Here is a 23,328-nt window from a genome sequence, read left to right as displayed (position 1 = left end):
ATGACTAAAGAGATTAAGTTACCAAGTATGTTGGCGTTTGAACGTAAGTTAGAAGCATCGGATGCTTTGATGACAGCAGGAAGTTGGAGCAATAAAGATAGCTTATGGGAAGATACAAAAATAAGTGTATTACCTAGGACTCTAAGAGGAACTAAAAGTCAGTTCAATTTAGATAAGGGCGGGAGAGAAGATAACAATATTTCCGAAGGAGATGATGCTTATTTACCAAATGACTTAGATACTTTAAAAGTGAGCTTTACCTTACGTGCAATTGGCAACTTAGGTGTTCCATTTGGTTGTAATGATCCAGATTTTACTGGGGCAATCAAAGAAAAAGCTTCAGCTTATAAATCGAAAGGTTTAAAAGAATTAGCGTATCGTTATGCATACAATATTGCAGCAGGACGATTTTTGTGGCGTAACCGAGTGGGTGCAGAGCAGATCTATATTCAAGTAAAAGTAAATGAACAGGAGGCTGTTTCATTTAATGGTTATGACTTTTCACTTAAAAGTTTTGAATCACACCAAGATAATAATGACTTGATGAAAGTTGCTAATGCTATCTTTGAAGGTTTAAATAGTGATGAACAGTTTGTTTGTTTAACTATTGATGCTTTTGTCAAACTTGGCAAAGGACAACACGTATTTCCCTCGCAAGAAATGAATATGGGCGAAAAGAAAAAAGTATTATTTAAGTTGGATAACTGTGCAGCTATGCATAGTGTGAAAATTGGCAATGCTATCCGAACTGTTGATGACTGGTATGAAAACGCAGAATTTCCAATTGCAGTAGAGCCGTTTGGAGCGGTTACCCAGCAAGGGCAGGCATATAGAAAAACTAAAACTGACCTTTATACATTGATGATGAAATGGGTTAACGATAAAGAAGTTAGTGAAAACGACAAAAATTTTGTTCTGGCGAATTTAATTCGTGGTGGTGTATTCGGTGGAAAATCAGAGTAGAGGTGCATATATGAATTTTTATATAGAACTTCAACTCTTACCTGATGCGGAAGTAAGCTTAGATTTTCTTTGGCAAAAAGTATATCAACAAGTGCATATTGCCCTTGTTGATAACAAAGTAGGGGAGAATGAATCGGCTATAGCGATAAGTTTTCCTAGCTACCATGCAGGAATAGGTGGTGAACATGCGTTTCCATTGGGTAATCAATTACGATTATTAGCTAATGAAGAAAGGCAACTCACTAACTTAAATATTAATCAATGGCTAAACCGTTTGAAAGATTATGTGCATATAAAATCGATTAAGCCTGTACCTGAAAAAGTGAGGCATGTGGCGTTTTTTCGTGAAAAAGTTAAAGGTGAAGCGCGCATAGAAAAAGACATGCAAAGCAAGGCAAAGCGATGGGCTGAAAAGTCAGGTCAAACGCTTGAAACGTGCTTAGCTGAGCTTGAGAAAACCAAGCCCAAAGCGGATAACTCATTACCTTTTATTTGGTTAGAAAGCCAAGAAACTAAACAACGAAATGCACAAGAAAGCCGAAAATTTCCGTTGTTTATTAAAATGGTGTCGCTTACAAAAGAACAAGCTGGCGTGTTTAATTGCTACGGTTTAAATACCAACAGCAGCAATAAAGACAAGCTAACAAGTGTCCCTCAATTTTAAATTGCGTGTTGTTAGTGTTATCAATTAGTTTATAAAGAACCAGATATGGTTTATATTTGGTTCTTTATTGCTTATGCGCGAGGTTAAAACATGTCGTTATCAACACATATCAAACCCATTAGTTATTTAAAAGCTAATGCCGCCAAAATTGCGGCTGAATTAAAAGCAGATGGTGAAGCTTATATCATTACTCAAAATGGAGAAGCAGCAATGGTGGTGCAATCGGTTGCTGAATATGAGCAAACACAAGAAACGTTAGCCATGCTAAAAATGCTTGCCCAAAGTGACAAAGATGTTAAACATGGCAAGGTGCTTGATGCTAAAAATACATTAGCTAATTTACGTAAACGTAGAGGCGTTTAGTGAGTCAGTATCATGTAATGCTCACAGAGCATGCAAATAAAGACTTAGAAGTTATTTATCTTCATTATGTTAGCCGTGTTAATGATCAACTTGCTGATAAATTATTACTCGAAATTGAACAAGCCATAGCAAAAATTGCAACAACACCATTGATAGGGCACCTCCCCAAAGAGTTGTCATTATCAGACCAAGATTGTTTAGAATTGTTAACTAGGTCATTTAGGGTTATTTACAAAATTGATAATAGCAATGTTTACATTATGATGATCCTTCACCAGAAGCAAAGTGTTGCAAAAGCAGCTTCAGCTCGTTTACTTCATTAAGTAAGGTCAATATTGGTTTTGACCTAAAAAAATGCTCTTTAAAAATTAGATTAATAAACAATAGGTTACAAATACAGTAAAAATAAAGGTCAAAAATAGATTTTTATAGTAACTGGTTGTTGTAACTTATTTTTTGCATGTTATTCTATTGTTCACTGCCACACAGGCAGCTTAGAAAAAAAACGCTTAACGTTAAGTAAATTAGTAAAAGTTCACTGCCACACAGGCAGCTTAGAAATGCCTGCGATATTGCTTGCTACATCAGCATCTGTTCACTGCCACACAGGCAGCTTAGAAATGCTTTGATTGAGGTAGCGCAATAATGTACTGGTTCACTGCCACACAGGCAGCTTAGAAAAACAGTATCAAGATGAAGAACGAAACCCAATTGTTCACTGCCACACAGGCAGCTTAGAAAGAGTAAATCTCGCCTATGAAGAATCAACCAATGTTCACTGCCACACAGGCAGCTTAGAAAAAAAAGAAAGCAGCAGCTAAAAAGTAATGAAGGTTCACTGCCACACAGGCAGCTTAGAAAGCCCAAAACATAAAAATAATTGCCGCCATAATGTTCACTGCCACACAGGCAGCTTAGAAATTGAGTCGTTTAATTTTGTTGATTTAATTAATGTTCACTGCCACACAGGCAGCTTAGAAAGCTACCTTTTGACATACGACTTGGTAACGATAGTTCACTGCCACACAGGCAGCTTAGAAACTTGAGTGATGAAATAGCAGCCATTCGTTCAAGTTCACTGCCACACAGGCAGCTTAGAAATTGTAAACTTAGGAAAGTTTACAAGTTGACACGTTCACTGCCACACAGGCAGCTTAGAAAAGCTTCGGATGGAAAGTTTCCACGAAAAACAAGTTCACTGCCACACAGGCAGCTTAGAAATGACTACTAGACCAATACGTATCTCGATACGTGTTCACTGCCACACAGGCAGCTTAGAAATTTAAAATCGAGCGCCTTGATTTTATCGAGGTGTTCACTGCCACACAGGCAGCTTAGAAAACCGAACCCCTGAAGATGCTTTTACTATTATCAGTTCACTGCCACACAGGCAGCTTAGAAAATTAAGCGTGGCTTCAGAGTTTTATCAAGCATGTTCACTGCCACACAGGCAGCTTAGAAAACAAGTAGGACAACAACTACAACCATTAGATTGTTCACTGCCACACAGGCAGCTTAGAAAGCTCGCGCGGGCCCCTCCTTTTAACATGTGATGTTCACTGCCACACAGGCAGCTTAGAAATCGCTCTACTTTTTATAAGCACAGAAAGGTAGGTTCACTGCCACACAGGCAGCTTAGAAATTTATATGCTTTTTGTTCTTAAATGCTAATAAGTTCACTGCCACACAGGCAGCTTAGAAAAAACAATGCAGCCTTGCGCCAAGATCTTTTCTGTTCACTGCCACACAGGCAGCTTAGAAAACTAATAGACACACAAGAAGTCTGCAAAATATGTTCACTGCCACACAGGCAGCTTAGAAATAAAAATGTTGAGATGGGGCATACATCAGGAGGTTCACTGCCACACAGGCAGCTTAGAAATCAACACCCCCTTTATTGCCATTACATTCAAAGTTCACTGCCACACAGGCAGCTTAGAAAAATATTAATTACTTACTAGTAAGCAATTTGTAGTTCACTGCCACACAGGCAGCTTAGAAAACTTACGCAGGGTTAAAGCAACAGCAGCATGAGTTCACTGCCACACAGGCAGCTTAGAAAAATATTAAAAGTTGCTTTCTAAAAGCGTTAAAGTTCACTGCCACACAGGCAGCTTAGAAATTCAGGTTCAAATACATGAATGAATTGTTGTCGTTCACTGCCACACAGGCAGCTTAGAAATTGAGAAAGAACTAATGAACGGGATTGATAACGTTCACTGCCACACAGGCAGCTTAGAAATATCTCTGAACTTCGACAGTGTCGTAAGTCAGGTTCACTGCCACACAGGCAGCTTAGAAAATAATCACAGTCGCAACCAACACCTTCCCTTGGTTCACTGCCACACAGGCAGCTTAGAAATTTCTCATATATACCAAACTAGCCAAGGTACTGTTCACTGCCACACAGGCAGCTTAGAAATATAGTTGTTACCACTTACCACCGCCTTTGATGTTCACTGCCACACAGGCAGCTTAGAAATTTTAATACGCTTTGAAATATTCAGCCCTTAGGTTCACTGCCACACAGGCAGCTTAGAAAATTATCAGATATTTTGCCAGCGCTTAAACTTAGTTCACTGCCACACAGGCAGCTTAGAAATTTCTGAATTGGTACAGGTTGGGGAATATCATGTTCACTGCCACACAGGCAGCTTAGAAATTAGCAACACCCCAAGAATATTTTACAGCTTCGTTCACTGCCACACAGGCAGCTTAGAAAATCAATTGTCACAATGACAGCAGGTAATTTATGTTCACTGCCACACAGGCAGCTTAGAAAATATTAGCAGCTTTAGCTAATGCGAATGCTTTGTTCACTGCCACACAGGCAGCTTAGAAATATAATATCCCTTATGATTCAGATGATAATAAGTTCACTGCCACACAGGCAGCTTAGAAATATCAGTGGTGTTCTATCACGCTCAATGATGAGTTCACTGCCACACAGGCAGCTTAGAAATATCAGTGGTGTTCTATCACGCTCAATGATGAGTTCACTGCCACACAGGCAGCTTAGAAATAAATCAAAATAATTACGCAAACCCCTTGACCGTTCACTGCCACACAGGCAGCTTAGAAAATATAGTTACAAACAAACCAATGCCAAGTGACGTTCACTGCCACACAGGCAGCTTAGAAAGCTATCTTGTTGTAGTTAGCTCCACCTTTTTGGTTCACTGCCACACAGGCAGCTTAGAAAACATATTCATGTCGCCAGAGTCGGCATTAAAAGTTCACTGCCACACAGGCAGCTTAGAAAAAATATCGGCACTTTCGGGAAAAACTTCATCTGTTCACTGCCACACAGGCAGCTTAGAAATATATCAAATGCCGCACAGACAGCATTGGATAGTTCACTGCCACACAGGCAGCTTAGAAATAAGTAATCTATAAGGGCTTGCATGTTGACAGGTTCACTGCCACACAGGCAGCTTAGAAAATAGCCAAATATGGTCCACTGGCTTTATGTGGGTTCACTGCCACACAGGCAGCTTAGAAAGGATTAATGGAGCCTAGTTCCGCCAAGAATTTGTTCACTGCCACACAGGCAGCTTAGAAAGGATTAATGGAGCCTAGTTCCGCCAAGAATTTGTTCACTGCCACACAGGCAGCTTAGAAATATGATACATCAGGAACTGGAGATGATAAGGAGTTCACTGCCACACAGGCAGCTTAGAAAGGATAAAACAGGTAAACACTGGGTAGCAAAAAGTTCACTGCCACACAGGCAGCTTAGAAAATAATGCTGCTTAAGTTCTTCAATGAACTCTAGTTCACTGCCACACAGGCAGCTTAGAAATTGGTATAAAACAGGGTTAATGAAATTCTCATGTTCACTGCCACACAGGCAGCTTAGAAATCGGGCGAGTGGGAATATATTATAAAAAATAAGTTCACTGCCACACAGGCAGCTTAGAAAACTCTTGCCAATTGCCCGTGGCACGAATGTTAGTTCACTGCCACACAGGCAGCTTAGAAAATCTCAATTTCAAGTTACATTGCGTACCCATTGTTCATTGCCACACAGGCAGCTTAGAAAGAAATCTACAAGCAACTGGTCTTTAACAGCAAGTTCACTGCCACACAGGCAGCTTAGAAAAGTTAATGAAATGATTGATTGAGCAACTTCAAGTTCACTGCCACACAGGCAGCTTAGAAAAGTAACAGGGGTATTTAATGCATCATCAATTGGTTCACTGCCACACAGGCAGCTTAGAAAACACTGATTTTTCAAACGTGGCACGACCAACAGTTCACTGCCACACAGGCAGCTTAGAAAAAAATTGTTCTAAATTGTGGGTGAATGGAGGTGTTCACTGCCACACAGGCAGCTTAGAAATAGCCGCATACGCTGAAAAGATACACAACCCAGTTCACTGCCACACAGGCAGCTTAGAAATTTAGCGGTTGCACCAAAATTAGTTGGTGTAAGTTCACTGCCACACAGGCAGCTTAGAAAAAGGGAATAATTAGTAAGTGCTTTGCGGTTATGTTCACTGCCACACAGGCAGCTTAGAAATTGAATACCTTGAGCACCATCTACACCATCACGTTCACTGCCACACAGGCAGCTTAGAAATGCTAGTGCTAATAAGTCATTTTGAACCGGTAGTTCACTGCCACACAGGCAGCTTAGAAATTACAATAATTAGTACCACCTGAATAAATAAATTTTACTGCTACAGCTGATATAAAAAGACCAAAGCCAAATACTGCATGATTAATAATGCTTTGCAGCCTAACAGAGTTAGGGTTGGGTGTTCGGGATGCAGCAACACCCACTCCCATTCCTGGTTGCAATATAAAAAAAGGAGCAACAACCGTGGCAATACCCAATGCGAGTGCGGGGCCAATTGAAGGGTTAAGGATCCATGCTTTTCCACAGATAATTATTAATAATGCTGCGTAGGCTATACCGATTAAATAGTGGGCCGTCCATCCAATGAATTGCTCGCCGCGAATAGAGTTAGATTCTGCAATAGCAATATGGCGAAATTTCCCTTTTTTCATGTAAGCTATCCAGCGCCCAATCAACCCCCAATTAGTTGGCGGAATGTTAAGTAAGTGTTTCCTTAGCAAAGACCACAAGTCCATCACTGCGGTTGCGCCAATTCCGATGAATATTACAAAAATTATATTGTCCACGACTTCTCCATTGCTGGTTTTGATCTAGATGTAATGCTATTGTACAACTTCAAGTCAACTTTAAGTCAAGGGGTGTTATGGATATTTCTCAGGTTGCTAAACAATCTGGTGTTCCCGCTTCAACTCTACGCTTTTATGAGGAAAAAGGATTAATCAACTCCATTGGTAGACAAGGTATACGCCGAGTTTTTGGAGAAGGTGTAATGGAACGCCTTGAATTGATTGCATTGGGACGCGTAGCAGGGTTTTCGCTGGAAGAAATTGCGGGCATATTAGGATCTGCAGAAAATCCTATTATTGATAGGGATTTGCTGCTGAAAAAAGCCAGTGAACTGGATAATACTATTCAAAAGTTAGTGGCAATGCGTGATGGTCTTCAGCATGCAGCTGCTTGTAGAGCTCCTAGTCATTTGGAGTGCCCGAGGTTTCGTCGATTAATGAGCCTAGCTGCAAGTGGCACTATTAAAGGTGAAGCTTCAAATAAACTAGTAAAACAACAGAGATCTAATAAAGTGTTGCACCGGACAAGCCGGTGAACGCGGCGTTATGAGTAAAGCTTGTATCAAGGAGCTTCGTCCAATGTCAGAAAGATCAAAGATGCTAGCGGGAAAATTGTACGACCCTAGCGATAACGAACTTGTTCAGATGAGGTTAAATGCTCGCCTAACGACAGAGAAGTTGAACCAGACTTCCATAGCAGAATTACAGGTAAGAACTAAACTATTAAAATCTCTATTTGGTAGTACAGGTAAAAATATACATATTGAATCAATGTTTCACTGTGATTACGGCTCTAACATTCACGTTGGTGAAAATTTTTACGTAAACTTTGCGTGTGTTATTTTGGATGTCGCAGAAGTTAGAATTGGCAATAATTGTATGATTGCTCCACAAGTAGGGATTTATACTGCAACGCATCCTTTAGATCCAATAGAGAGAAATAGTGGACTAGAATTTGCTAAACCAATTACTATCGGTGACAACTGTTGGGTTGGTGGGCAAGCAACAATTAATCCGGGTGTTACTTTAGGTGATAATGTAGTAGTGGCCTCTGGAGCAGTAGTTACAAAAAGCTTCGGTAACAATGTTGTCATCGCTGGTAATCCTGCGAAGGTAATTAAAGAAATCACAACTACGGTGTAATTTACTCAAAATAAAATTAACTAAGCCACCCATGATAATTCTTAACTAAGCCACCCATAATCACTCCAAACAAAAACTAACCGTTAATCGGCCATTGTTTTATTAAAAAATATTGACGTAGTAATGTGGTAAATGGTTAAGTGTTTTAAGGCTCAATCACTTGGTTGATTATCTTTGCTCGCAAACAAAAATTCTTTCATATCAGCGGTAATGACCTTGGCTGTAACTCTATAGTTGCTATCAATGTCAATCAAACCTATGCCACTTTGGTTTAGTATTTTTTTGTTATCGACCCGTCTGGCTTTAATTAGCATGTCTCGTCTTTTGGTAAACCAGTTTAGTGGTGATTTACTGCTGTAAAGATAGTGATTACATTTTGCTAGTACGTTTAATAGCCCTTTTGGGAATTCGTTTTTAATACCACTGCAAGTTACTTGAGTAATAAGGGGGCTTTGTTTCCTGTGTTTTAGGGTGATGTCATACACAAATGAATAGTGTACATCGCCAGAGAGTATAATAAAGTTTGGAGGTGTTTTAGAGTGTTTGAAAATATTTAGTATGACACTAGCCGTGCCTTTATGTGCCATCCAGTTTTCAGCGTCTACAGTAAGTGCAAAGCCAAAGAATGTAAATGTTTTTTGGATTACTTCAATTAACTTAACCCCAAATATAGGTGCAGGAGAAACTAAAAGCACTGCTTGTTGTTCAAACAACTCATGCTGTAAATCAGTTAATGCTTCCCAATCCATTAAGCCAGAAGGGCGATTTGCTTTACGTTCAGAGCGCCAACGTTGGGTCCTAGTATCTAAAACCACCATTTTGGGGGTTGTATTTATACTGTAATGCCAATGGTTAAAATGAAGTAGGGTGTCAATTAACTCATCAATATTTTGCATTTTTTCTGTTGAAAAACACTCTTGAGCTTGCTGATATATGTTGTCAAACACTTCAGGTTGATTTCCCCAACCTTGGCATAGCCAGTAACCGATAAGTGCATTGCCAATAATGCGCTTTGAAAACGGGTGTCCGTAGGCTATTTCTTCCCACTCACGGGTAAGGTTCCAGTCATCGGTAATATCATGGTCATCATGAATCATAAACGTGCGGGTATGTGCTAATGCCCGTCGAACTGACCACAAACCTTTAGCAAAGGTATTTATGATTTGTTGCTCTTCTTGGAATTTCTGCCGATGTTTTTTGTTAATTTTAGTCTGATCAAATTCGATACATTGCCAAAGTTCGGGTGACCAAACCAACAAGTACATGGCGATCACTTCGGCAAACGAAATTAAATGATTATGAGCGCTCACCGAGGTGAAAACTCGTTTCTTTTTGCCCTTAAAAAAACGCAGCAAATTATCATTGTTGTCATCAAATAACGGCAATATTTTATCACGTTGATAATAGCAATTAGGGCTAGATAACAGCTGTTCATTATTTTCAATGTTGGTGTTTTGCCATTTACCACTGTGTAAACCAAGCAGAGAAATAACTTGATGAATAGCCGACAGCATTGGGCCGGCAACATCGTCTATATAAACTTGATCGCCAGACAACATTAATAAACTAGGTGCAGTTGTTTTGTCTTTTAGTGCTTTTGCGATTTGTTTATCTACGGCAAGTAATGCATCCTCACTTTGATGGTGAGGTTTACGGCAGGAACCGTGCAAAACATGATTAGCCTGCTTGCTGTACCAAAAGCGTGGGCTCGAAAAACCTTCATAACATAAATCTTTAAGGTTAGCGCTATTGAATGATTCAGATTCACTTTCAAGCACTATGTCATAACTCACCCAAGTGTTTTCTATCAGTGGCTCATTTAAAGCAATATTAAGTAGGTTAATAACTGCATGTTTGCCCACAGCAATGCTTGCATGTTGGTTGCCTGTTAGTTTTTGCGAATAGAATACATCACCCTCTTCATCATAAAGGGTTACGCTACATTGATAATACTGCGAGGTCACCAGCCATAAAACTAGCTGGTTATCCATCGCTTTACGAACCATAGGGCCAGCTATGATGGTAGGTAACTTTTTATGGTTTATAGTCATTTGAACAAAAAAGTAGAATGAGTTTTTACTTATCCTAAATGATGAGAGAAATTATTACTATGGATTTTTCTGACTTTAAATTGAGCTTAGCAAAATGCTCGTTTCGCTGTTTAGCACACCATCAATGGTTCTTACGTCGCGCAATACAAGGTCAAATTCAAGTAAACTTGATGTTTGAATATTGGCGACTAAATCCCAAGCACCATTAGTTGTGTGCAGTTTTTCAAGTTGGGGAATACCACGCAATTGGCTAATTACTTGGGCTGTTGATTTACCAACAACCTCTATCATCATAATAGCCTTTACTACATCAGTTTCTAGTTCATCGTGCGCACGAATAGTAAATCCTAAAATAGCCCCTGAACTTATCAGTCTATCGAGTCTATTTTGTACTGTACCACGTGAAACATGCAGCTGAGCTGCCAGTTTTGAAATGGAAGCTCTGGCATCGGTGCGCAATATGGCAATAAGCGCTTTATCAACTGAATCGTAAAGGTAAACCCGTTTATTTATATGTTTGTCAATGCTCATATTGTTTCTGTTTTGTCATTATGATAATTAAATTAAGCAATATGATAAATGTTTGCGCTAAATTTGCAATCTTTTGCCATTTTGTTTGATTTGTTAACCCGATAATATATGGATTAGTTTATTAACCACGAAGTAAAACTTAGCTAAATAATTGCATAGGGTCATTATGAATAACAGTATTCCACAAAAATCATCACACATATCATTCATTGGCGTTAGTGAAATGGTGACATTATTACAAAGTATTGGCACAGAGTCGTTCATTGAAGGTTTGGTTAAATATTTAGAGCAAGACTTTACCCGATGGCAAGATTTTGATAAATCTCCACGCTATGCAGCGCATTCTCCAGAGGGAGTGATTGAGTTAATGCCAACAGGTAATCATGAACTTTTCAGTTTTAAATATGTTAATGGTCACCCTAAAAACACCCAATCAGGCTTGCAAACGGTAACGGCCTTTGGTGTTTTGTCTGATGTGGCAACCGGTTATCCGTTGCTTTTGTCTGAAATGACTGTGCTAACGGCACTAAGAACGGCCGCTACCTCGGCAATGATGGCTAAATATTTAGCCCCTAAACATGCTTCTACTTTGGCTATGATAGGTTGCGGAGCACAATCTGAGTTTCAAATTATTGCCTTTAGTTCATTATTAGGCATTAAAACAGTGCGTATTTATGATATTGACACTCAAGCGATGGAAAAATGCCGTAGCAACCTTGCCAACAAAGGCTTAACCATTATCGTTTGTGAGTCAGCAAACCAAGTTGTACAAGGTGCAGACATTATAACCACTTGTACTGCGGATAAAAAGAATGCCACTATTTTAACCAACGACATGGTTGGAGAGGGGGTTCATATTAATGCAATTGGTGGCGATTGCCCGGGTAAAACAGAGCTTGATCCTGCGTTATTAAATCGCGCAGATGTGTTTATTGAATATGAACCACAAACACGCATTGAAGGTGATATTCAACAATTACCGCAAAACTCGCCAATAACAGAAATGTATCATGTTATACGAGGCGAACGTGACGGTAGAACAACAGAGCAACAACTGACTATTTTTGATGGTGTCGGCTTCGCGGTTGAAGATTATTCTGCACTACGTTATGTATATGATCTTCTCTCTAGGCAGGGGCAATGCGAACAACTTGAATTACTAGCAAACCCAGAGAATCCTCGTAATTTATATGGTGTGGTTGTTGACCAGTCATATAACGATCAATAACTTAGTCACTAGAGAGAAGTCATGTCATTATATCCACAAGCACCAAATGCCGTCGTTATGATCCGTCCACATCATTTTTATCCTAATGAACAAACTGAACAAGACAATAGTTTTCAAACAGCAACATTAATTGATAAAAAACGCTTACAAGAAATGGCGTATAAGCAAGTTACTAACGTGAGTAATTTACTTGAAGCAGAAGGTGTGACGGTGCATATCTTTGAAGATGAAGGTGAGCAAACACCCGATTCAGTGTTTCCAAACAATTGGTTCTCAACTCATACAGGCGGGCAAATAGCGATATACCCAATGTGTGCACAAAATCGCAGAAAAGAACGCCGACAAGATGTTATTGAATGTTTAAAAAAGCAATACCGAGTGCAAGATGTTGTTGATTATTCGGGGTTAGAATTTGATGAACTTTATCTTGAAGGCACGGGTGCCATGGTGTTAGATCATATCGAGCGCATTGCTTATGCTGCTCGTTCAAAAAGAACAGACTCACATGTACTTGAACGTTTTTGCTCGCATTTTAATTATGAACCTATGGTGTTCGATGCACAAAACCATAAGGGTATCTCGGTGTACCATACCAATGTTTTAATGTGTATTGGCACTGATTTTGTTATGGCAGGTTTTGATATGATGACCGATGAAAAACGCCGTGCGCAAATTATAAGCCGCTTTGAAAGTGCGGGTAAAAGCATCCTTTATTTGTCAGAACAGCAAATTAATGCCTTTTGTGGTAATGCGCTCGAATTAACGGGTAAATCAGGCCGAATTTTAGCGCTCTCGACCACCGCTTATGCGGCTTTAACAGCCGAACAAATAGCAATATTGAAAAAAAGCGTAACCTTGCTGCCTTTGGACGTATCAGCCATAGAACTTGCCGGCGGTTCAGTGCGATGCATGCTAGCTGGCATTCATTTATCTAGAAGATAACAGCATTTTTAGCCAAATGCTTTAGCGGATCATGTTACTAATAATAAACACAAAACAAGAAAGGAAAGTAAATGATAAATGACATAGTAAGCGCTATCAATAATATATTGTGGGGCCAAGGACAAATTTTAATTTACTTATTACTTTTTGCAGGTTTGTGGTTTTCATTTAAGTTGAATTGGGTACAGCTATTTCAATTTCGCTATATGTTCTCCGTAATGAAGGGCAGTACTCAATCTGATAAATCAGGTATTAGTTCGTTTCAGGCTTTATGTACAGGGCTTTCGGCGCGGGTAGGTACAGGTAATTTAGCAGGCGTTGCCATGGCAATTTCATTAGGGGGCAGCGGTGCTGTTTTTTGGATGTGGGTTATCGCTTTATTAGGCATGGCTACAGGGTTTGCTGAAAGTGTGCTAGGCCAGTTGTATAAAGTGCGTGATGAACACAAAGAGTTTAGGGGCGGGCCTGCTTATTATATTCGTGCTGGCCTTAATAAGCCTTGGCTAGCCATTGTGTTTTCAGTTTGTTTGTTTTTGGGTTATGGTTTAACGTTTAGCGCTATGCAGGCTAATACCATTGCTGAAGCACTAAATAATACTTTTACAATACCTCGCGCGTATTCTGGGGCGATTATTGTATTACTTGCTGGTTTTATTGTTGTTGGTGGCATGCGAAGTATTGCCCGGTTTGCCGAACTCATCGTTCCGTTTATGGGGTTGGCATTTGTGGGTACCGCGATTGTTATAACCTTGATGAATATTGATTTATTACCTAGCATGTTTATGGATATTTTCTCTTCAGCCTTTGGTTTAACAGAGGCCGGTGCTGGCGCTTTAGGTGCGGCAATTAAAAATGGTATCCAAAGGGGCTTGTATTCAAATGAAGCTGGAGCCGGCAGTGTACCGCATGCGGCTGCGGGTGCTTCGCCCGTGCCAAATCATCCTGTGGCACAAGGCTATGTGCAAATGTTAGGTGTTTTCTTAGATACTATGGTGTTGTGTAGCTGTACTGCGGTGGTCATATTATTATCAGATATTACTATCAGTGGTGAAATGGAAGGCATAGGTTTGACACAAAGCGCCATGACCAATCATTTTGGTGCTGGTGGTAATTATTTTGTTGCTGGTGCTATTACTTTATTTGCCTTTACCTCAGTCGTTGCCAATTATGCTTATGCTGAAAGTAATCTACATTTGTTTAAATTAGACAACAAATTAGGCCGTACTTTTTATACAAGTATTTATTTGATTATGGTGTTTTGGGGCGCAAGCGCAACTTTAAAAGAAGTATGGGGCTTAGCTGATATGGCACTAGGACTGATGACGTTAGTTAATATTTACGCCATTATTTTACTCACACCAACGGTGATCAATTTAACCAAAAATTTTCGTGAAAAACTTCACACCAATAATGACATGTCCTTTTCTTTAAAAGAGGTAAAAATACAAGGTAAAACTGAACCAGGTGTTTGGTCTGAAAAATAATAAATGAGTGAATTAGCCGTTTGATTATCGAAAAAGACAATCAAACGGCGATAAAGTATTGTTAAATTTTTACAGTGTATTATTTAGTTGGTTATATTTTTATTACACATTATTAGCGAGCCAAAGTTTAGAACATATAATTCATCCCTAAAGAATATGTTGTACCAAACCCAGGTAAAAAGCTAGGTTGCTGTTCGGCTGAAAATCCTCTAATCACATATGAGGTTTGGTAGTTTTCATCGCTGAGGTTTTGACCATCAAAATACACCTTTAAATGCTGATTAACCTGATACGCCATTTGTACGGATAGCAGGGTATAAGCATCTTGAAATTGGTTGTTAGCGTGATCAATGGGGGTGTCGTCCATTTGCCACTTAATGCTTGGGGCAATATAGAAACCGCCACGTTGATAGCTTAATTGCCATTGCGCAACATGTTTTGGGATACCAGCAATTTGATTATTGTCATATTTACCGCCATCAAAATAAAAGTCGCTGTAATTGTAAACTAGCTTGCTGGATAACGTATCACCGTGAGTAAATAAATCATCGCTTATCTGTTGTACTAATTCAAATTCCATGCCTTGGTGTATGCTGCCGCTGCTGTAGTTACTGGTACTACCATTAACGGCAAAGTCACTGACAATTGAAATTAACTCATTATCTACCTTGCTACGGTATAATGCTAAATTCCACTGTGTGTTATTTAGCTTACCACTACTGCCAATTTCAAAAGTGGTAGAGTCTTGGGCGCTTAAATCATTTAATGTTAGCTTAGTCATTGCAGGGTTTTTGGGACTAACACTGGCTGATGCTAACTCCCAGAAGGTAGGCGCTTCACTGGTACTGCTAATGTTTGCAAAAAAACGAATTTCGTCTGAAGTTTGGTAAATTATACCTAATTTCGGGTTAATGCTATGGTAACTTTTATCCTGATTATACTCAGCGTTGGCGTTGTCACTACTATTTCTGCGTGAATTCACCCATTGTGCAGCAGTGACTAGCTGCAAATTATTGCTTAGCTCAGCTTGCCACTGCGCAGCAATAATCACATTGCTGGCATCTAAGTCAATCTGCGCGAATGCTGGCAACATGCTGCCGTTTGTTGGGTTTGTAGCGGCATAAGCTCTATTCATATCACTGGTATTGGCAGTAATTGATAGAAAAAAATCATCTTGCTCACTGACATAATCACCTTGTGCAGATAACGCATACTCAAATCCTAAATCATCACTGGTGGTTATATTGTGCATGAGCGGATCAGCGAAAATATCATCAACTTGTTGAACCACTAAGTTAAGCTCGTGAATAATATTATCTTGGCTCAGGCGTGTTTTATTGGCAATTCGGTTTACTTGTGAATCACGATGGGGTTTACGGTTATAGACATTGAGTAAGGAGTCTAGTGGAGTGTTTCCATCTCCCATAATAAGTTTAGCATCAGCTAATGCGCGTGCTTTTGGAACCACAAAAGGAATCTGAAATTCACTATCGCTCCATTGAATAAAGGTGCGGTTACTTAAGGTGTCGGTGATATCTAGACCTATATTTCCGTTAATGCTGCTGCGTTTAGACTCACTGAAATGGCGATAGCCATCGGCGCTGTCACGAGAAACATTAACAAAGTAGTCCCAATCTTTGCTGTCGCCAGCTACTTGTACATTGGCACCAATACGGTGATCACTGCCATATTCTAGGCGGATACTGGGGCTTGAGGTGGTGCCATTTTTGCTGATCATGTTAATGGCGCCACCTAATGTGGTGCCACCATATCTTATGCCATTGGCTCCGCGATAAACGGTGATAATGTCGGTACTTTTAGGATCTAAAAAGCCAATAATGAAACTCCCGTCAGCTTGATTTAATGACATACCATCAAAAAGCAGCTCCACACCGCGATTCACTGGGTTACTTTGCACTCCTGAACCACGAATATTGAGCCTAGGTTGGTCATTACCACCAAAAAAACTTTGCATAATAATGCCAGGTTCAAAACCAAGAGCATCTTGCAGTGTTGCTTGCCTTGCTGGTAATTTAGCAATATCAATTAGGTTGGTTCCTCCAGCCACTTTTTTTAGTTCAGCTTTTGCTTCATCACGGGTAGGAAAAGCACGTTGCGCTTTTTCCGCTAAAATTTCAATGTGTTCATCCATGGCTATTGTCATTGAATTATTGGCAAGTAATTGATTGCTAAATAAGGCAGTAGTTAAGCATAGAGTGAGATAAGAGTGTTTAATAAGCATAATATTCCTTGGTGTTACCATGAGATGTAAAACATATTTTTTGCCAAAAACACAATGATGATTTGATGACAAAAAACACTTAAATGAATAAATTTAAAACGACTGCAGGTCATTTTTTTGTTACGAGCTAGATACATAGCAGTGAAAAAATGCCCTAACACACTAAAAGCGATAACCATTTTTAACGACAGTAATTGTCCAAAAGAAGAGTCCATCATTCCTGAAAAATGAGGGAAGTGATGATGAGCCATGGCTAAACCTGTAAGAAAAAGAAACGCTAATACAAAGGGCATTATTTTTCGGGCTTTCGTAGTGATACCTTCTTGCACTAATGCCATCATATTAGAGGGTAATTTTTTTCGAATAGATTCTAGAAAAATCACTTCAAAAAAGACCACACCAATAAACATAATGGCGGCAAATAGATGAATTGTAATTAAAAGGGCATAGGACATAGTTAATTTACCTCGTTGGCTAACATACAATTGGTTGTTGATAATACTGATTTACAAAGCACGCTTGTTCATTGCTAGTTGCGGTGCTGTGTTGGCTTATAGTGCTTGTTTGGCTGTGTGGATCTCGCTTAATCAACACACAAGATTGAGTTAACGCCAGCACTTGTTCAATTTGATGACTGATATAAATCAGGGTGATTTCTGGTGTTAAAAACTGTTTTAACAATCGCGTCAGCTGGTTGGTTAACGTGTTATCTAGTGCACTAAAGGGCTCATCAAGTAATAATAAATCCGGCGTGATGGCAAAAGCTCTAGCGAGTGATACACGTTGAGCCATGCCGCCTGATAACTGATGAGGGTAATAATCATGGTATTGTGATAATTCAACTTGAGAAAGCAGCTTTGGGAGTTTCAGCTTGATGCTGTTAGCTGAAATACCGTTAGCTTTCATCGCTTCAGTGATGTTTTGTTCAACGGTTAACCAAGGCAATAAGCGTGGCTCTTGAAACACATAACCAATACGTTTCGCGTTAGTGTTGAAACAACCTTTCGAAGGTTGATGAATGCCAGCAATAAGCTTTAATAGCGAAGATTTACCCACACCACTGTCACCAAGCAAGGCAACTTTATCTCCTTTATTGATTGAAAATGAGACTCCGCTGAGGATAGTTTGTGCAGCTAAAGTTAATTCAAGGTGACTGAATGACACGATAGTATTTAGTGTGTTATTTACGTTCATTAGATTGTTCTACGCCACTGTAATAATTGGTTTTGTAATGGTCTTAGCAGGGCTAACTCTAAAAAAGCGACCATGAGTAAACTCACTGTGACCCATGCATATAACTCTGCTGTATCAAAATTACTACTGGCATTGGCTAACTCAAAACCAACACCTTGATGGCTGCCTAATACTTCTGCGAGCACAACAATTCGCACACCATTACAGCAAACAATGATTAAGGTGGAGCACAACGGCGCTGAAATAGCAGGAATGTAAATTTTTGTCAGCCGTTGTAACCAAGTGAAATGGTACACTTTAGCCAGTTCAAGCCATTGTGTATCAATTTGCTCAACGGCTTTTTGCGTGTTGATATATACCGTTGGGGAAAGTAGTAACACGGTAATAAATATAACCATGGTGCTACCCATGCCGAACCAAAGCATGGCAAGTAGCACTACAATTACTGGCGGTACACTCATTAACAACCATCGAAATGGCGCTAAATAGTATTTCAGCCAGGTGTGTAAACCGGCGATTAAACCTAAAGTAAAGCCAATAACACATGCCATGGTTAAGGCATAACATAAGCGTATTAGTGTGACTAAAAGCTGTTGCCAAAAGCTTAAGTTGTAAAGTAACTCTGCAAGCTTTGTTAAGGTTTGCAATGGTGAGGCTAAAATCATGCTATTAACTTGGCTAGCCATGACTTGCCACAATGCTAATAAGCTAAGCACGCTAAGTGCATATAAAATATAAGCGAGTTTGATTTTTGCTTTCATTAGGTTAATCACCACTAATTAGAAATAAAAACGGTTATTTGGCTGTTTTCCGCCGATGCGCTTAACATCAACTTTGCTCAGTAGCTTATAGAAGGCTTGTATATCTGCCTTTGCAGTAAGGCTATTAACGGGAGTTACTCGGGTATTTTCTATTGCGGTAATTAATGCAGCCTTTGGCATTTTAGGTAAATGTTTTTTGACAATATCAGCACAAGAATTAACGTTGGCTTCACACCATTTTGCCGCTGTTTTGTACGCATCATTAACGGCAGATATAAGCACCTTGTTATCATTAACAGTTGTATTTGCAATAATGCCTGCTTGCGGGAGTTTTGGGCTTTCAGGGAAGGTATTACGCCATTGTTCACTAATATTGATCACCCGTGTAAGTGGGGCATTGCCTTGCTGTGCATTTTGAAAAAGCACACTTGAGCTAAGAGGCTCAATCAATAAAGCATGTTGTACTTTGCCGGCTAACAATAGTTGTGCAGCATCAGCTAAATTATGACTGTGTCTAATCCGCACTTGTTTAGCTTTTGCTTGTAGTTGGCCTTGTAATAATTGTTGTAAAATAATCGTGGGCATATCATTTTTAAACGGCACAACAACTTCTTGGCCAATAAGTTGTGACAATGTTGAGATGGTTTTATCGCGACTGACAATATCCATAATATTCCATATGGAAATATTGAGCAGGGTAAGCTCATGCCCTTTATTAAAAAAAATAGCGGCGAGATTTGATGGCATCGCACTAAAGTCAATTTGTTCGCCAATCACCATAGCACGGAGTTGGTCAGGGTTTTTCCAGCGAGTAAATGAGAACTTTAAGTTAGCCGCTGCTAATGTTTGCTGTTCCGCCATAACCATTAGTGGATAACTTACCACCGCCGCGGGGCCAGCAAGTCTTAAGTGTTGCGATTTAGCCTGTGCGATCTTGATGGTTAACACCATCATGATGCAGAGTAAAAGGTATTTATACATAATGACTGTAAATAAGAATGATTTTCATTTATAGTAATGCAGTTATAGTGATTTGTTACTTGATAATTATCAAGGTAACAACATTTATTATGAACTTGTTAGGAGTAATCTATGCCCAGTAATACGCCAAATATATTGCAACTACTCAATCAGGCACAAAAATCAACACTCGATGCTCAAAGTTATCAACTCACCTTAGATGCAGGTGAATGTTTATTTGAAAAAGGTGATAGTGCCGAAGCTATCTACATGGTAAATACAGGAAAAGTCACACTTTACCGTTTAATGCCAAATGGTGAGGAAAAGGTGTTTAAGGTATTTTTAAGTGGTGGGCTTATTGCTGAAATGGCTATTTTTATGACACCTCGATGTTATCCTATGAGTGCGCATGTTGATCAAAAAACGCGCTTAACTTGCTATAGTCATGAGTCTATTAATGAGCTATTAATATCAGATAGTGACTTAGCCATGAATGTGCTTGGCTTTATGGGCAATAGAATAGGGCAGTTAATGAACTCGCTCGATATGTTAACTCAAGTGAATGCGAGCCAACGCTTAGTTATGTATTTCGCTGATATTTATCGTAAACAACAACAGCAAGGTAACAAATTGATATTACCCAACACTAAAAAAGTATTAGCAACTCAACTGGGTATTACGCCTGAAACGTTATCACGATTACTGAATAAACTTAAATTTAGTGGTTTGATTAATGAATCAGGATCGTCAATCACAGTGCCAAGCTTTAGCCTTTTATGTGATGAGGTAAACTTAGTGCCAAGTATTTTTAAACCTACCATTAACTCGTAAATATTGACGAGAATAATTGCTTGTTGCTTTCATTTTTTATTGAGGGCTTTTTCTCTCATACTCCCCAAAATATATGCGCTACATCAAACTTTTTAATTGATATTCATGTTACAAAATAGTTAGTAAGATTGAATTAAATTAAGGAGAATATTATGAGTTCAACATTTTATATGCCGTCAATAAATATGATGGGGGATGGTAGTTTAGCTGATGCGGTTGACTACATAAAAACACAAGGTTTTAAACAAGGATTAATCGTAAGTGACCCTGTTTTAAATAAATTGGGTGTGGTTAAGAACTTTACTGATTTATTAGCACAACAAAACGTGACGAGTATTGTTTTTGACCAAGCGCAACCTAATCCAACGGTTAGTAATGTTAATGACGGTTTAGCTATTTTAAAACAACATGATTGTGATTTTGTTGTTTCCTTAGGCGGTGGTTCGCCACATGATTGCGCTAAAGGTATTGCCTTAGTGGCCAGCAATGGCGGAAAAATTGCTGATTATGAAGGACTGGATCAATCAAAAAATCCGCAATTACCATTAATTGCTATTAACACTACTGCTGGTACGGCATCAGAAATGACACGTTTTGCTATCATTACCGATGAAAAGCGACACGTGAAAATGGCCATTGTTGATAAGCATACTACGCCGGTATTATCAGTTAACGATCCGTCTTTAATGGTGGGCATGCCAGCTTCACTGACAGCAGCTACGGGTATGGATGCTTTAACGCATGCAATTGAAGCTTATGTTTCTACTGCTGCAACACCAATCACTGATGCCGTAGCATTAAAAGCAATTGCATTAATTCAAACCTATTTGCCCACAGCAGTTGAGCAAGGTGAAAACATGGAGGCAAGAGAAAACATGGCCTACGCTCAGTTTATGGCGGGTATGGCATTTAACAATGCTTCGTTAGGTTATGTACATGCTATGGCGCACCAATTAGGTGGTTTTTATGATTTACCTCATGGTGTATGTAATGCCGTTTTACTTCCTCATGTGCAGCGTTATAACGCACAAGTTTGTCCTGAGCGCTTAAAAGAAGTTGCATGCTCTATGGGTGTTGATGTGCAGATGATGTCAGCCGAGCAAGGTGCTCAAGCAGCCATTAGTGCCATTGAGGCACTAGCACAAAAAGTAGGGATTCCATCAGGGTTAGTAGCATTAGGGGTTAAAGCAGAAGACATTTCACAATTAGCTGACAATGCATTGAAAGATGTGTGTGGGTTAACAAACCCCAAACAGGCCAGTCATGAGGAAATTTGTCAAATATTTCATGCCGCAATGTAACCGAGTATCACTGATTATCTTTTCAGTCCATTAGTATCAAAGTCAATCCACTGGGCATACCCTCAGTGGATTTTTGTTTTTATCAAATAGGCTAACGTCTTTAGCGCAAATACGGTAAAATAACGATAGATAAGTAAATTTATGTTGAGTTATACCCTTTGATAATGACCACTCCAGACACAAACCTCATCAAGCCTACAGGCAAAAGTTTTGCTGAGTTAGGACTGATTGCACCTTTACTTGCAAGATTAGCTGAAATGCAATATCAACAGCCAACGCCCATCCAAGCCCAAGCTATTCCTAGTGTGCTAGCAGGTCGTGATCTTATTGGTGGAGCCAATACAGGCTCAGGTAAAACCGCGACATTTGCCTTGCCGATATTGCAACATATTTATCAGCACAAAGACGGTAAACCATCAACAACCACCAAAGCTAAAGGGAATTATGTTAACAGCCTTATTTTAGTTCCGACCCGTGAGTTAGCCAAACAAGTTGCTGATAGCATTCGCTCCTATGCGGCACACCTTAATGGCGCAGTTAACACGGTTGCTGTTTTTGGCGGGGTTTCTGTTAATACACAGATGCTTGCTTTGCGCGGCGGTACGGATATTTTGGTAGCAACACCGGGGAGATTACTTGATCTAATTTCAAGCAATGCTGTGAAGTTGTCACGAGTACAAACCTTAGTGCTTGACGAAGCTGATCGTATGCTAAGTTTGGGCTTTATAGAGGAGCTTTCCGCATTATTAGCGTTAATGCCAAAACAAAAACAAACGTTATTATTTTCAGCAACTTTTCCTGAGCAAGTTAAAGCGTTAACACAAACGCTACTTAGTAACCCGGTTGAAATACAAGTGCAAAGCAGTGAGGCTAGCACTTTAGTTCAGCGTGTTTTTACGGTTAATAAAGGTGAAAAAACCGCGTTATTAGCGCATTTAATTCAACAAAACCAATGGCGGCAAATACTCATTTTTGTTAATGCCAAAAATAACTGTGAGCATTTGGCTAAAAAGCTATCAAAACGCGGTATTAGTGCGGAAGTATTTCATGGCGATAAAGGTCAAAGCGCGCGAAGTCGCGTGCTTGATGGCTTTAAATCAGGCGAAATAGAGGTGTTAATAGCAACAGATATTGCTGCTCGTGGCCTAGACATTGAAAAGTTACCGGTAGTGATCAATTTTAATTTGCCTAGAAGTCCCGCTGATTACATGCACCGTATCGGACGTAGTGGCCGCGCCGGTGAAGTAGGCTTGGCAATATCGCTGATCGAATATGAAGATTATCACCACTTTAAAATCATCGAAAAGAAGAACAAAATAAGGCTTGAACGAGAACAGGTAACCGGTTTTGAAGTTGATAAAGACAGTGAAGATGCAATTATTGCTGCCAGTAAACCTATCGCCGCACCACCAGGTAGTGGTAAGAAAAAGCGAAAAAATAAATCGTCAATCAATGCAGATATTTGGTTAAATATCACTAAAGACAAATAAGCAGACGATCATGCATCAGTTTTCTAGGAACA

The 23,328-nt window shown here is 39.5% G+C and carries 19 protein-coding genes, 1 pseudogene and 1 CRISPR repeat array; of the genes and pseudogenes, 12 read left to right on the top strand and 8 right to left on the bottom strand.

Going from position 1 to position 23,328, the window contains the following annotated elements; genetic code table 11:
* From csy3 to ABXG98_RS07645, 4 genes are all read left to right on the top strand, one after another.
* Entirely contained in the window at positions 1-963 is a 963-nt protein-coding gene (gene csy3 / locus ABXG98_RS07660) for a type I-F CRISPR-associated protein Csy3 (protein WP_353538112.1), read from the top strand.
* A gap of 10 nt (positions 964-973) precedes the next feature.
* Positions 974-1,627, top strand: a complete 654-nt coding sequence (gene cas6f / locus ABXG98_RS07655) for a type I-F CRISPR-associated endoribonuclease Cas6/Csy4 (RefSeq protein WP_353538111.1) — start codon at positions 974-976, stop codon at positions 1,625-1,627.
* A 90-nt stretch (positions 1,628-1,717) separates the two neighbouring features.
* Positions 1,718-1,990, top strand: coding sequence for a type II toxin-antitoxin system Phd/YefM family antitoxin (locus tag ABXG98_RS07650; protein ID WP_353538110.1), 273 nt, complete (start codon positions 1,718-1,720; stop codon positions 1,988-1,990).
* Positions 1,990-2,313, top strand: a complete 324-nt coding sequence (locus tag ABXG98_RS07645) for a type II toxin-antitoxin system RelE/ParE family toxin (protein WP_353538109.1) — start codon at positions 1,990-1,992, stop codon at positions 2,311-2,313. The genes ABXG98_RS07650 and ABXG98_RS07645 overlap by 1 nt, the downstream gene beginning before the upstream one ends.
* Positions 2,314-2,463: 150 nt before the next feature.
* A CRISPR array of direct repeats spans positions 2,464-6,632; the repeat unit is 28 nt; unit sequence GTTCACTGCCACACAGGCAGCTTAGAAA.
* Between the two features lie 20 nt (positions 6,633-6,652).
* On the opposite strand, the pseudogene ABXG98_RS07640 reads toward ABXG98_RS07645, so the two are convergent.
* Positions 6,653-7,138: pseudogene (locus ABXG98_RS07640) on the bottom strand (DUF2938 domain-containing protein); the annotation flags it as partial.
* 77 nt (positions 7,139-7,215) lie between these two features.
* Between ABXG98_RS07640 and ABXG98_RS07635 the strand changes: the two are divergent.
* Entirely contained in the window at positions 7,216-7,674 is a 459-nt protein-coding gene (locus ABXG98_RS07635) for a helix-turn-helix domain-containing protein (RefSeq protein ID WP_353538108.1), read from the top strand.
* Positions 7,675-7,717: 43 nt separating this feature from the next.
* Positions 7,718-8,281: a sugar O-acetyltransferase gene (locus ABXG98_RS07630; protein WP_353538107.1), complete on the top strand. Its 564-nt coding sequence runs from the start codon at positions 7,718-7,720 to the stop codon at positions 8,279-8,281.
* Positions 8,282-8,433: 152 nt separating this feature from the next.
* Here the strand turns inward: ABXG98_RS07630 and ABXG98_RS07625 are convergent, their stop codons facing one another.
* Both ABXG98_RS07625 and ABXG98_RS07620 read right to left on the bottom strand, forming a co-directional pair.
* Positions 8,434-10,332 (bottom strand): metallophosphoesterase family protein, encoded by a 1,899-nt coding sequence (locus tag ABXG98_RS07625; protein WP_353538106.1) that lies wholly within the window; start codon positions 10,330-10,332, stop codon positions 8,434-8,436.
* 75 nt (positions 10,333-10,407) lie between these two features.
* Positions 10,408-10,863: an Lrp/AsnC family transcriptional regulator gene (locus tag ABXG98_RS07620; RefSeq protein WP_353538105.1), complete on the bottom strand. Its 456-nt coding sequence runs from the start codon at positions 10,861-10,863 to the stop codon at positions 10,408-10,410.
* A gap of 166 nt (positions 10,864-11,029) precedes the next feature.
* Here ABXG98_RS07620 and ocd point away from each other — a divergent pair, with 166 nt between their 5' ends.
* From ocd to ABXG98_RS07605, 3 genes are all read left to right on the top strand, one after another.
* Entirely contained in the window at positions 11,030-12,091 is a 1,062-nt protein-coding gene (gene ocd / locus ABXG98_RS07615; RefSeq protein WP_353538104.1) for an ornithine cyclodeaminase, read from the top strand.
* 21 nt (positions 12,092-12,112) lie between these two features.
* Positions 12,113-13,033: a citrulline utilization hydrolase CtlX gene (gene ctlX / locus ABXG98_RS07610; protein WP_353538103.1), complete on the top strand. Its 921-nt coding sequence runs from the start codon at positions 12,113-12,115 to the stop codon at positions 13,031-13,033.
* Between the two features lie 71 nt (positions 13,034-13,104).
* Positions 13,105-14,517 carry an alanine/glycine:cation symporter family protein gene (locus ABXG98_RS07605; RefSeq protein ID WP_353538102.1) on the top strand — a complete coding sequence of 471 codons (1,413 nt, stop codon included), beginning with the start codon at positions 13,105-13,107 and terminating at the stop codon, positions 14,515-14,517.
* A 127-nt stretch (positions 14,518-14,644) separates the two neighbouring features.
* Here the strand turns inward: ABXG98_RS07605 and ABXG98_RS07600 are convergent, their stop codons facing one another.
* The 5 genes from ABXG98_RS07600 to ABXG98_RS07580 are packed head-to-tail and all read right to left on the bottom strand — an operon-like array spanning position 14,645 to position 19,695.
* Positions 14,645-16,759: a TonB-dependent receptor family protein gene (locus tag ABXG98_RS07600; RefSeq protein ID WP_353538101.1), complete on the bottom strand. Its 2,115-nt coding sequence runs from the start codon at positions 16,757-16,759 to the stop codon at positions 14,645-14,647.
* Positions 16,760-16,773: 14 nt separating this feature from the next.
* The gene (locus tag ABXG98_RS07595; RefSeq protein ID WP_353538100.1) at positions 16,774-17,214 is read right to left on the bottom strand and encodes a CopD family copper resistance protein; all 441 of its coding nucleotides are present in this window, start codon (positions 17,212-17,214) and stop codon (positions 16,774-16,776) included.
* 19 nt (positions 17,215-17,233) lie between these two features.
* Positions 17,234-17,953 carry an ABC transporter ATP-binding protein gene (locus tag ABXG98_RS07590; RefSeq protein WP_353538099.1) on the bottom strand — a complete coding sequence of 240 codons (720 nt, stop codon included), beginning with the start codon at positions 17,951-17,953 and terminating at the stop codon, positions 17,234-17,236.
* Positions 17,953-18,714 (bottom strand): ABC transporter permease, encoded by a 762-nt coding sequence (locus ABXG98_RS07585; RefSeq protein ID WP_353538098.1) that lies wholly within the window; start codon positions 18,712-18,714, stop codon positions 17,953-17,955. Before ABXG98_RS07585 ends, ABXG98_RS07590 begins: the two co-directional genes overlap by 1 nt.
* Before the next feature lie 18 nt (positions 18,715-18,732).
* The gene (locus ABXG98_RS07580; RefSeq protein WP_353538097.1) at positions 18,733-19,695 is read right to left on the bottom strand and encodes an ABC transporter substrate-binding protein; all 963 of its coding nucleotides are present in this window, start codon (positions 19,693-19,695) and stop codon (positions 18,733-18,735) included.
* A gap of 111 nt (positions 19,696-19,806) precedes the next feature.
* Here ABXG98_RS07580 and ABXG98_RS07575 point away from each other — a divergent pair, with 111 nt between their 5' ends.
* The 3 genes from ABXG98_RS07575 to ABXG98_RS07565 all read left to right on the top strand — a co-directional run bounded on the left by ABXG98_RS07575 (position 19,807) and on the right by ABXG98_RS07565 (position 23,296).
* Positions 19,807-20,505, top strand: a complete 699-nt coding sequence (locus tag ABXG98_RS07575) for a Crp/Fnr family transcriptional regulator (protein ID WP_353538096.1) — start codon at positions 19,807-19,809, stop codon at positions 20,503-20,505.
* A gap of 152 nt (positions 20,506-20,657) precedes the next feature.
* The gene (yiaY, locus tag ABXG98_RS07570; RefSeq protein WP_353538095.1) at positions 20,658-21,806 is read left to right on the top strand and encodes an L-threonine dehydrogenase; all 1,149 of its coding nucleotides are present in this window, start codon (positions 20,658-20,660) and stop codon (positions 21,804-21,806) included.
* 164 nt (positions 21,807-21,970) lie between these two features.
* A complete protein-coding gene (locus ABXG98_RS07565) occupies positions 21,971-23,296 on the top strand; it encodes a DEAD/DEAH box helicase (protein WP_353538094.1) in 1,326 nt (441 codons plus the stop codon).
* The last annotated feature ends 32 nt before the right edge of the window (positions 23,297-23,328 follow it).

The organism is Colwellia sp. KU-HH00111 (assembly GCF_040362745.1).
Classification (GTDB): domain Bacteria; phylum Pseudomonadota; class Gammaproteobacteria; order Enterobacterales; family Alteromonadaceae; genus Colwellia.
The sequence above is the reverse complement of the archived record's forward strand: the minus strand, read 5'-3'. Positions and strand labels throughout refer to the sequence as shown.

Excerpts from the sequence above, each read along its gene's own strand:
- csy3 (WP_353538112.1), top strand. The coding sequence starts at position 1 with ATGACTAAAGAGATTAAGTTACCAAGTATGTTGGCGTTTGAACGTAAG.
- cas6f (WP_353538111.1), top strand. The coding sequence starts at position 974 with ATGAATTTTTATATAGAACTTCAACTCTTACCTGATGCGGAAGTAAGC.
- ABXG98_RS07650 (WP_353538110.1), top strand. The coding sequence starts at position 1,718 with ATGTCGTTATCAACACATATCAAACCCATTAGTTATTTAAAAGCTAAT.
- ABXG98_RS07635 (WP_353538108.1), top strand. The coding sequence starts at position 7,216 with ATGGATATTTCTCAGGTTGCTAAACAATCTGGTGTTCCCGCTTCAACT.
- ABXG98_RS07630 (WP_353538107.1), top strand. The coding sequence starts at position 7,718 with ATGTCAGAAAGATCAAAGATGCTAGCGGGAAAATTGTACGACCCTAGC.
- ABXG98_RS07625 (WP_353538106.1), bottom strand. The coding sequence starts at position 10,332 with ATGACTATAAACCATAAAAAGTTACCTACCATCATAGCTGGCCCTATG.
- ABXG98_RS07620 (WP_353538105.1), bottom strand. The coding sequence starts at position 10,863 with ATGAGCATTGACAAACATATAAATAAACGGGTTTACCTTTACGATTCA.
- ocd (WP_353538104.1), top strand. The coding sequence starts at position 11,030 with ATGAATAACAGTATTCCACAAAAATCATCACACATATCATTCATTGGC.
- ctlX (WP_353538103.1), top strand. The coding sequence starts at position 12,113 with ATGTCATTATATCCACAAGCACCAAATGCCGTCGTTATGATCCGTCCA.
- ABXG98_RS07605 (WP_353538102.1), top strand. The coding sequence starts at position 13,105 with ATGATAAATGACATAGTAAGCGCTATCAATAATATATTGTGGGGCCAA.
- ABXG98_RS07600 (WP_353538101.1), bottom strand. The coding sequence starts at position 16,759 with ATGCTTATTAAACACTCTTATCTCACTCTATGCTTAACTACTGCCTTA.
- ABXG98_RS07595 (WP_353538100.1), bottom strand. The coding sequence starts at position 17,214 with ATGTCCTATGCCCTTTTAATTACAATTCATCTATTTGCCGCCATTATG.
- ABXG98_RS07590 (WP_353538099.1), bottom strand. The coding sequence starts at position 17,953 with ATGAACGTAAATAACACACTAAATACTATCGTGTCATTCAGTCACCTT.
- ABXG98_RS07585 (WP_353538098.1), bottom strand. The coding sequence starts at position 18,714 with ATGAAAGCAAAAATCAAACTCGCTTATATTTTATATGCACTTAGCGTG.
- ABXG98_RS07580 (WP_353538097.1), bottom strand. The coding sequence starts at position 19,695 with ATGTATAAATACCTTTTACTCTGCATCATGATGGTGTTAACCATCAAG.
- ABXG98_RS07575 (WP_353538096.1), top strand. The coding sequence starts at position 19,807 with ATGCCCAGTAATACGCCAAATATATTGCAACTACTCAATCAGGCACAA.
- yiaY (WP_353538095.1), top strand. The coding sequence starts at position 20,658 with ATGAGTTCAACATTTTATATGCCGTCAATAAATATGATGGGGGATGGT.
- ABXG98_RS07565 (WP_353538094.1), top strand. The coding sequence starts at position 21,971 with ATGACCACTCCAGACACAAACCTCATCAAGCCTACAGGCAAAAGTTTT.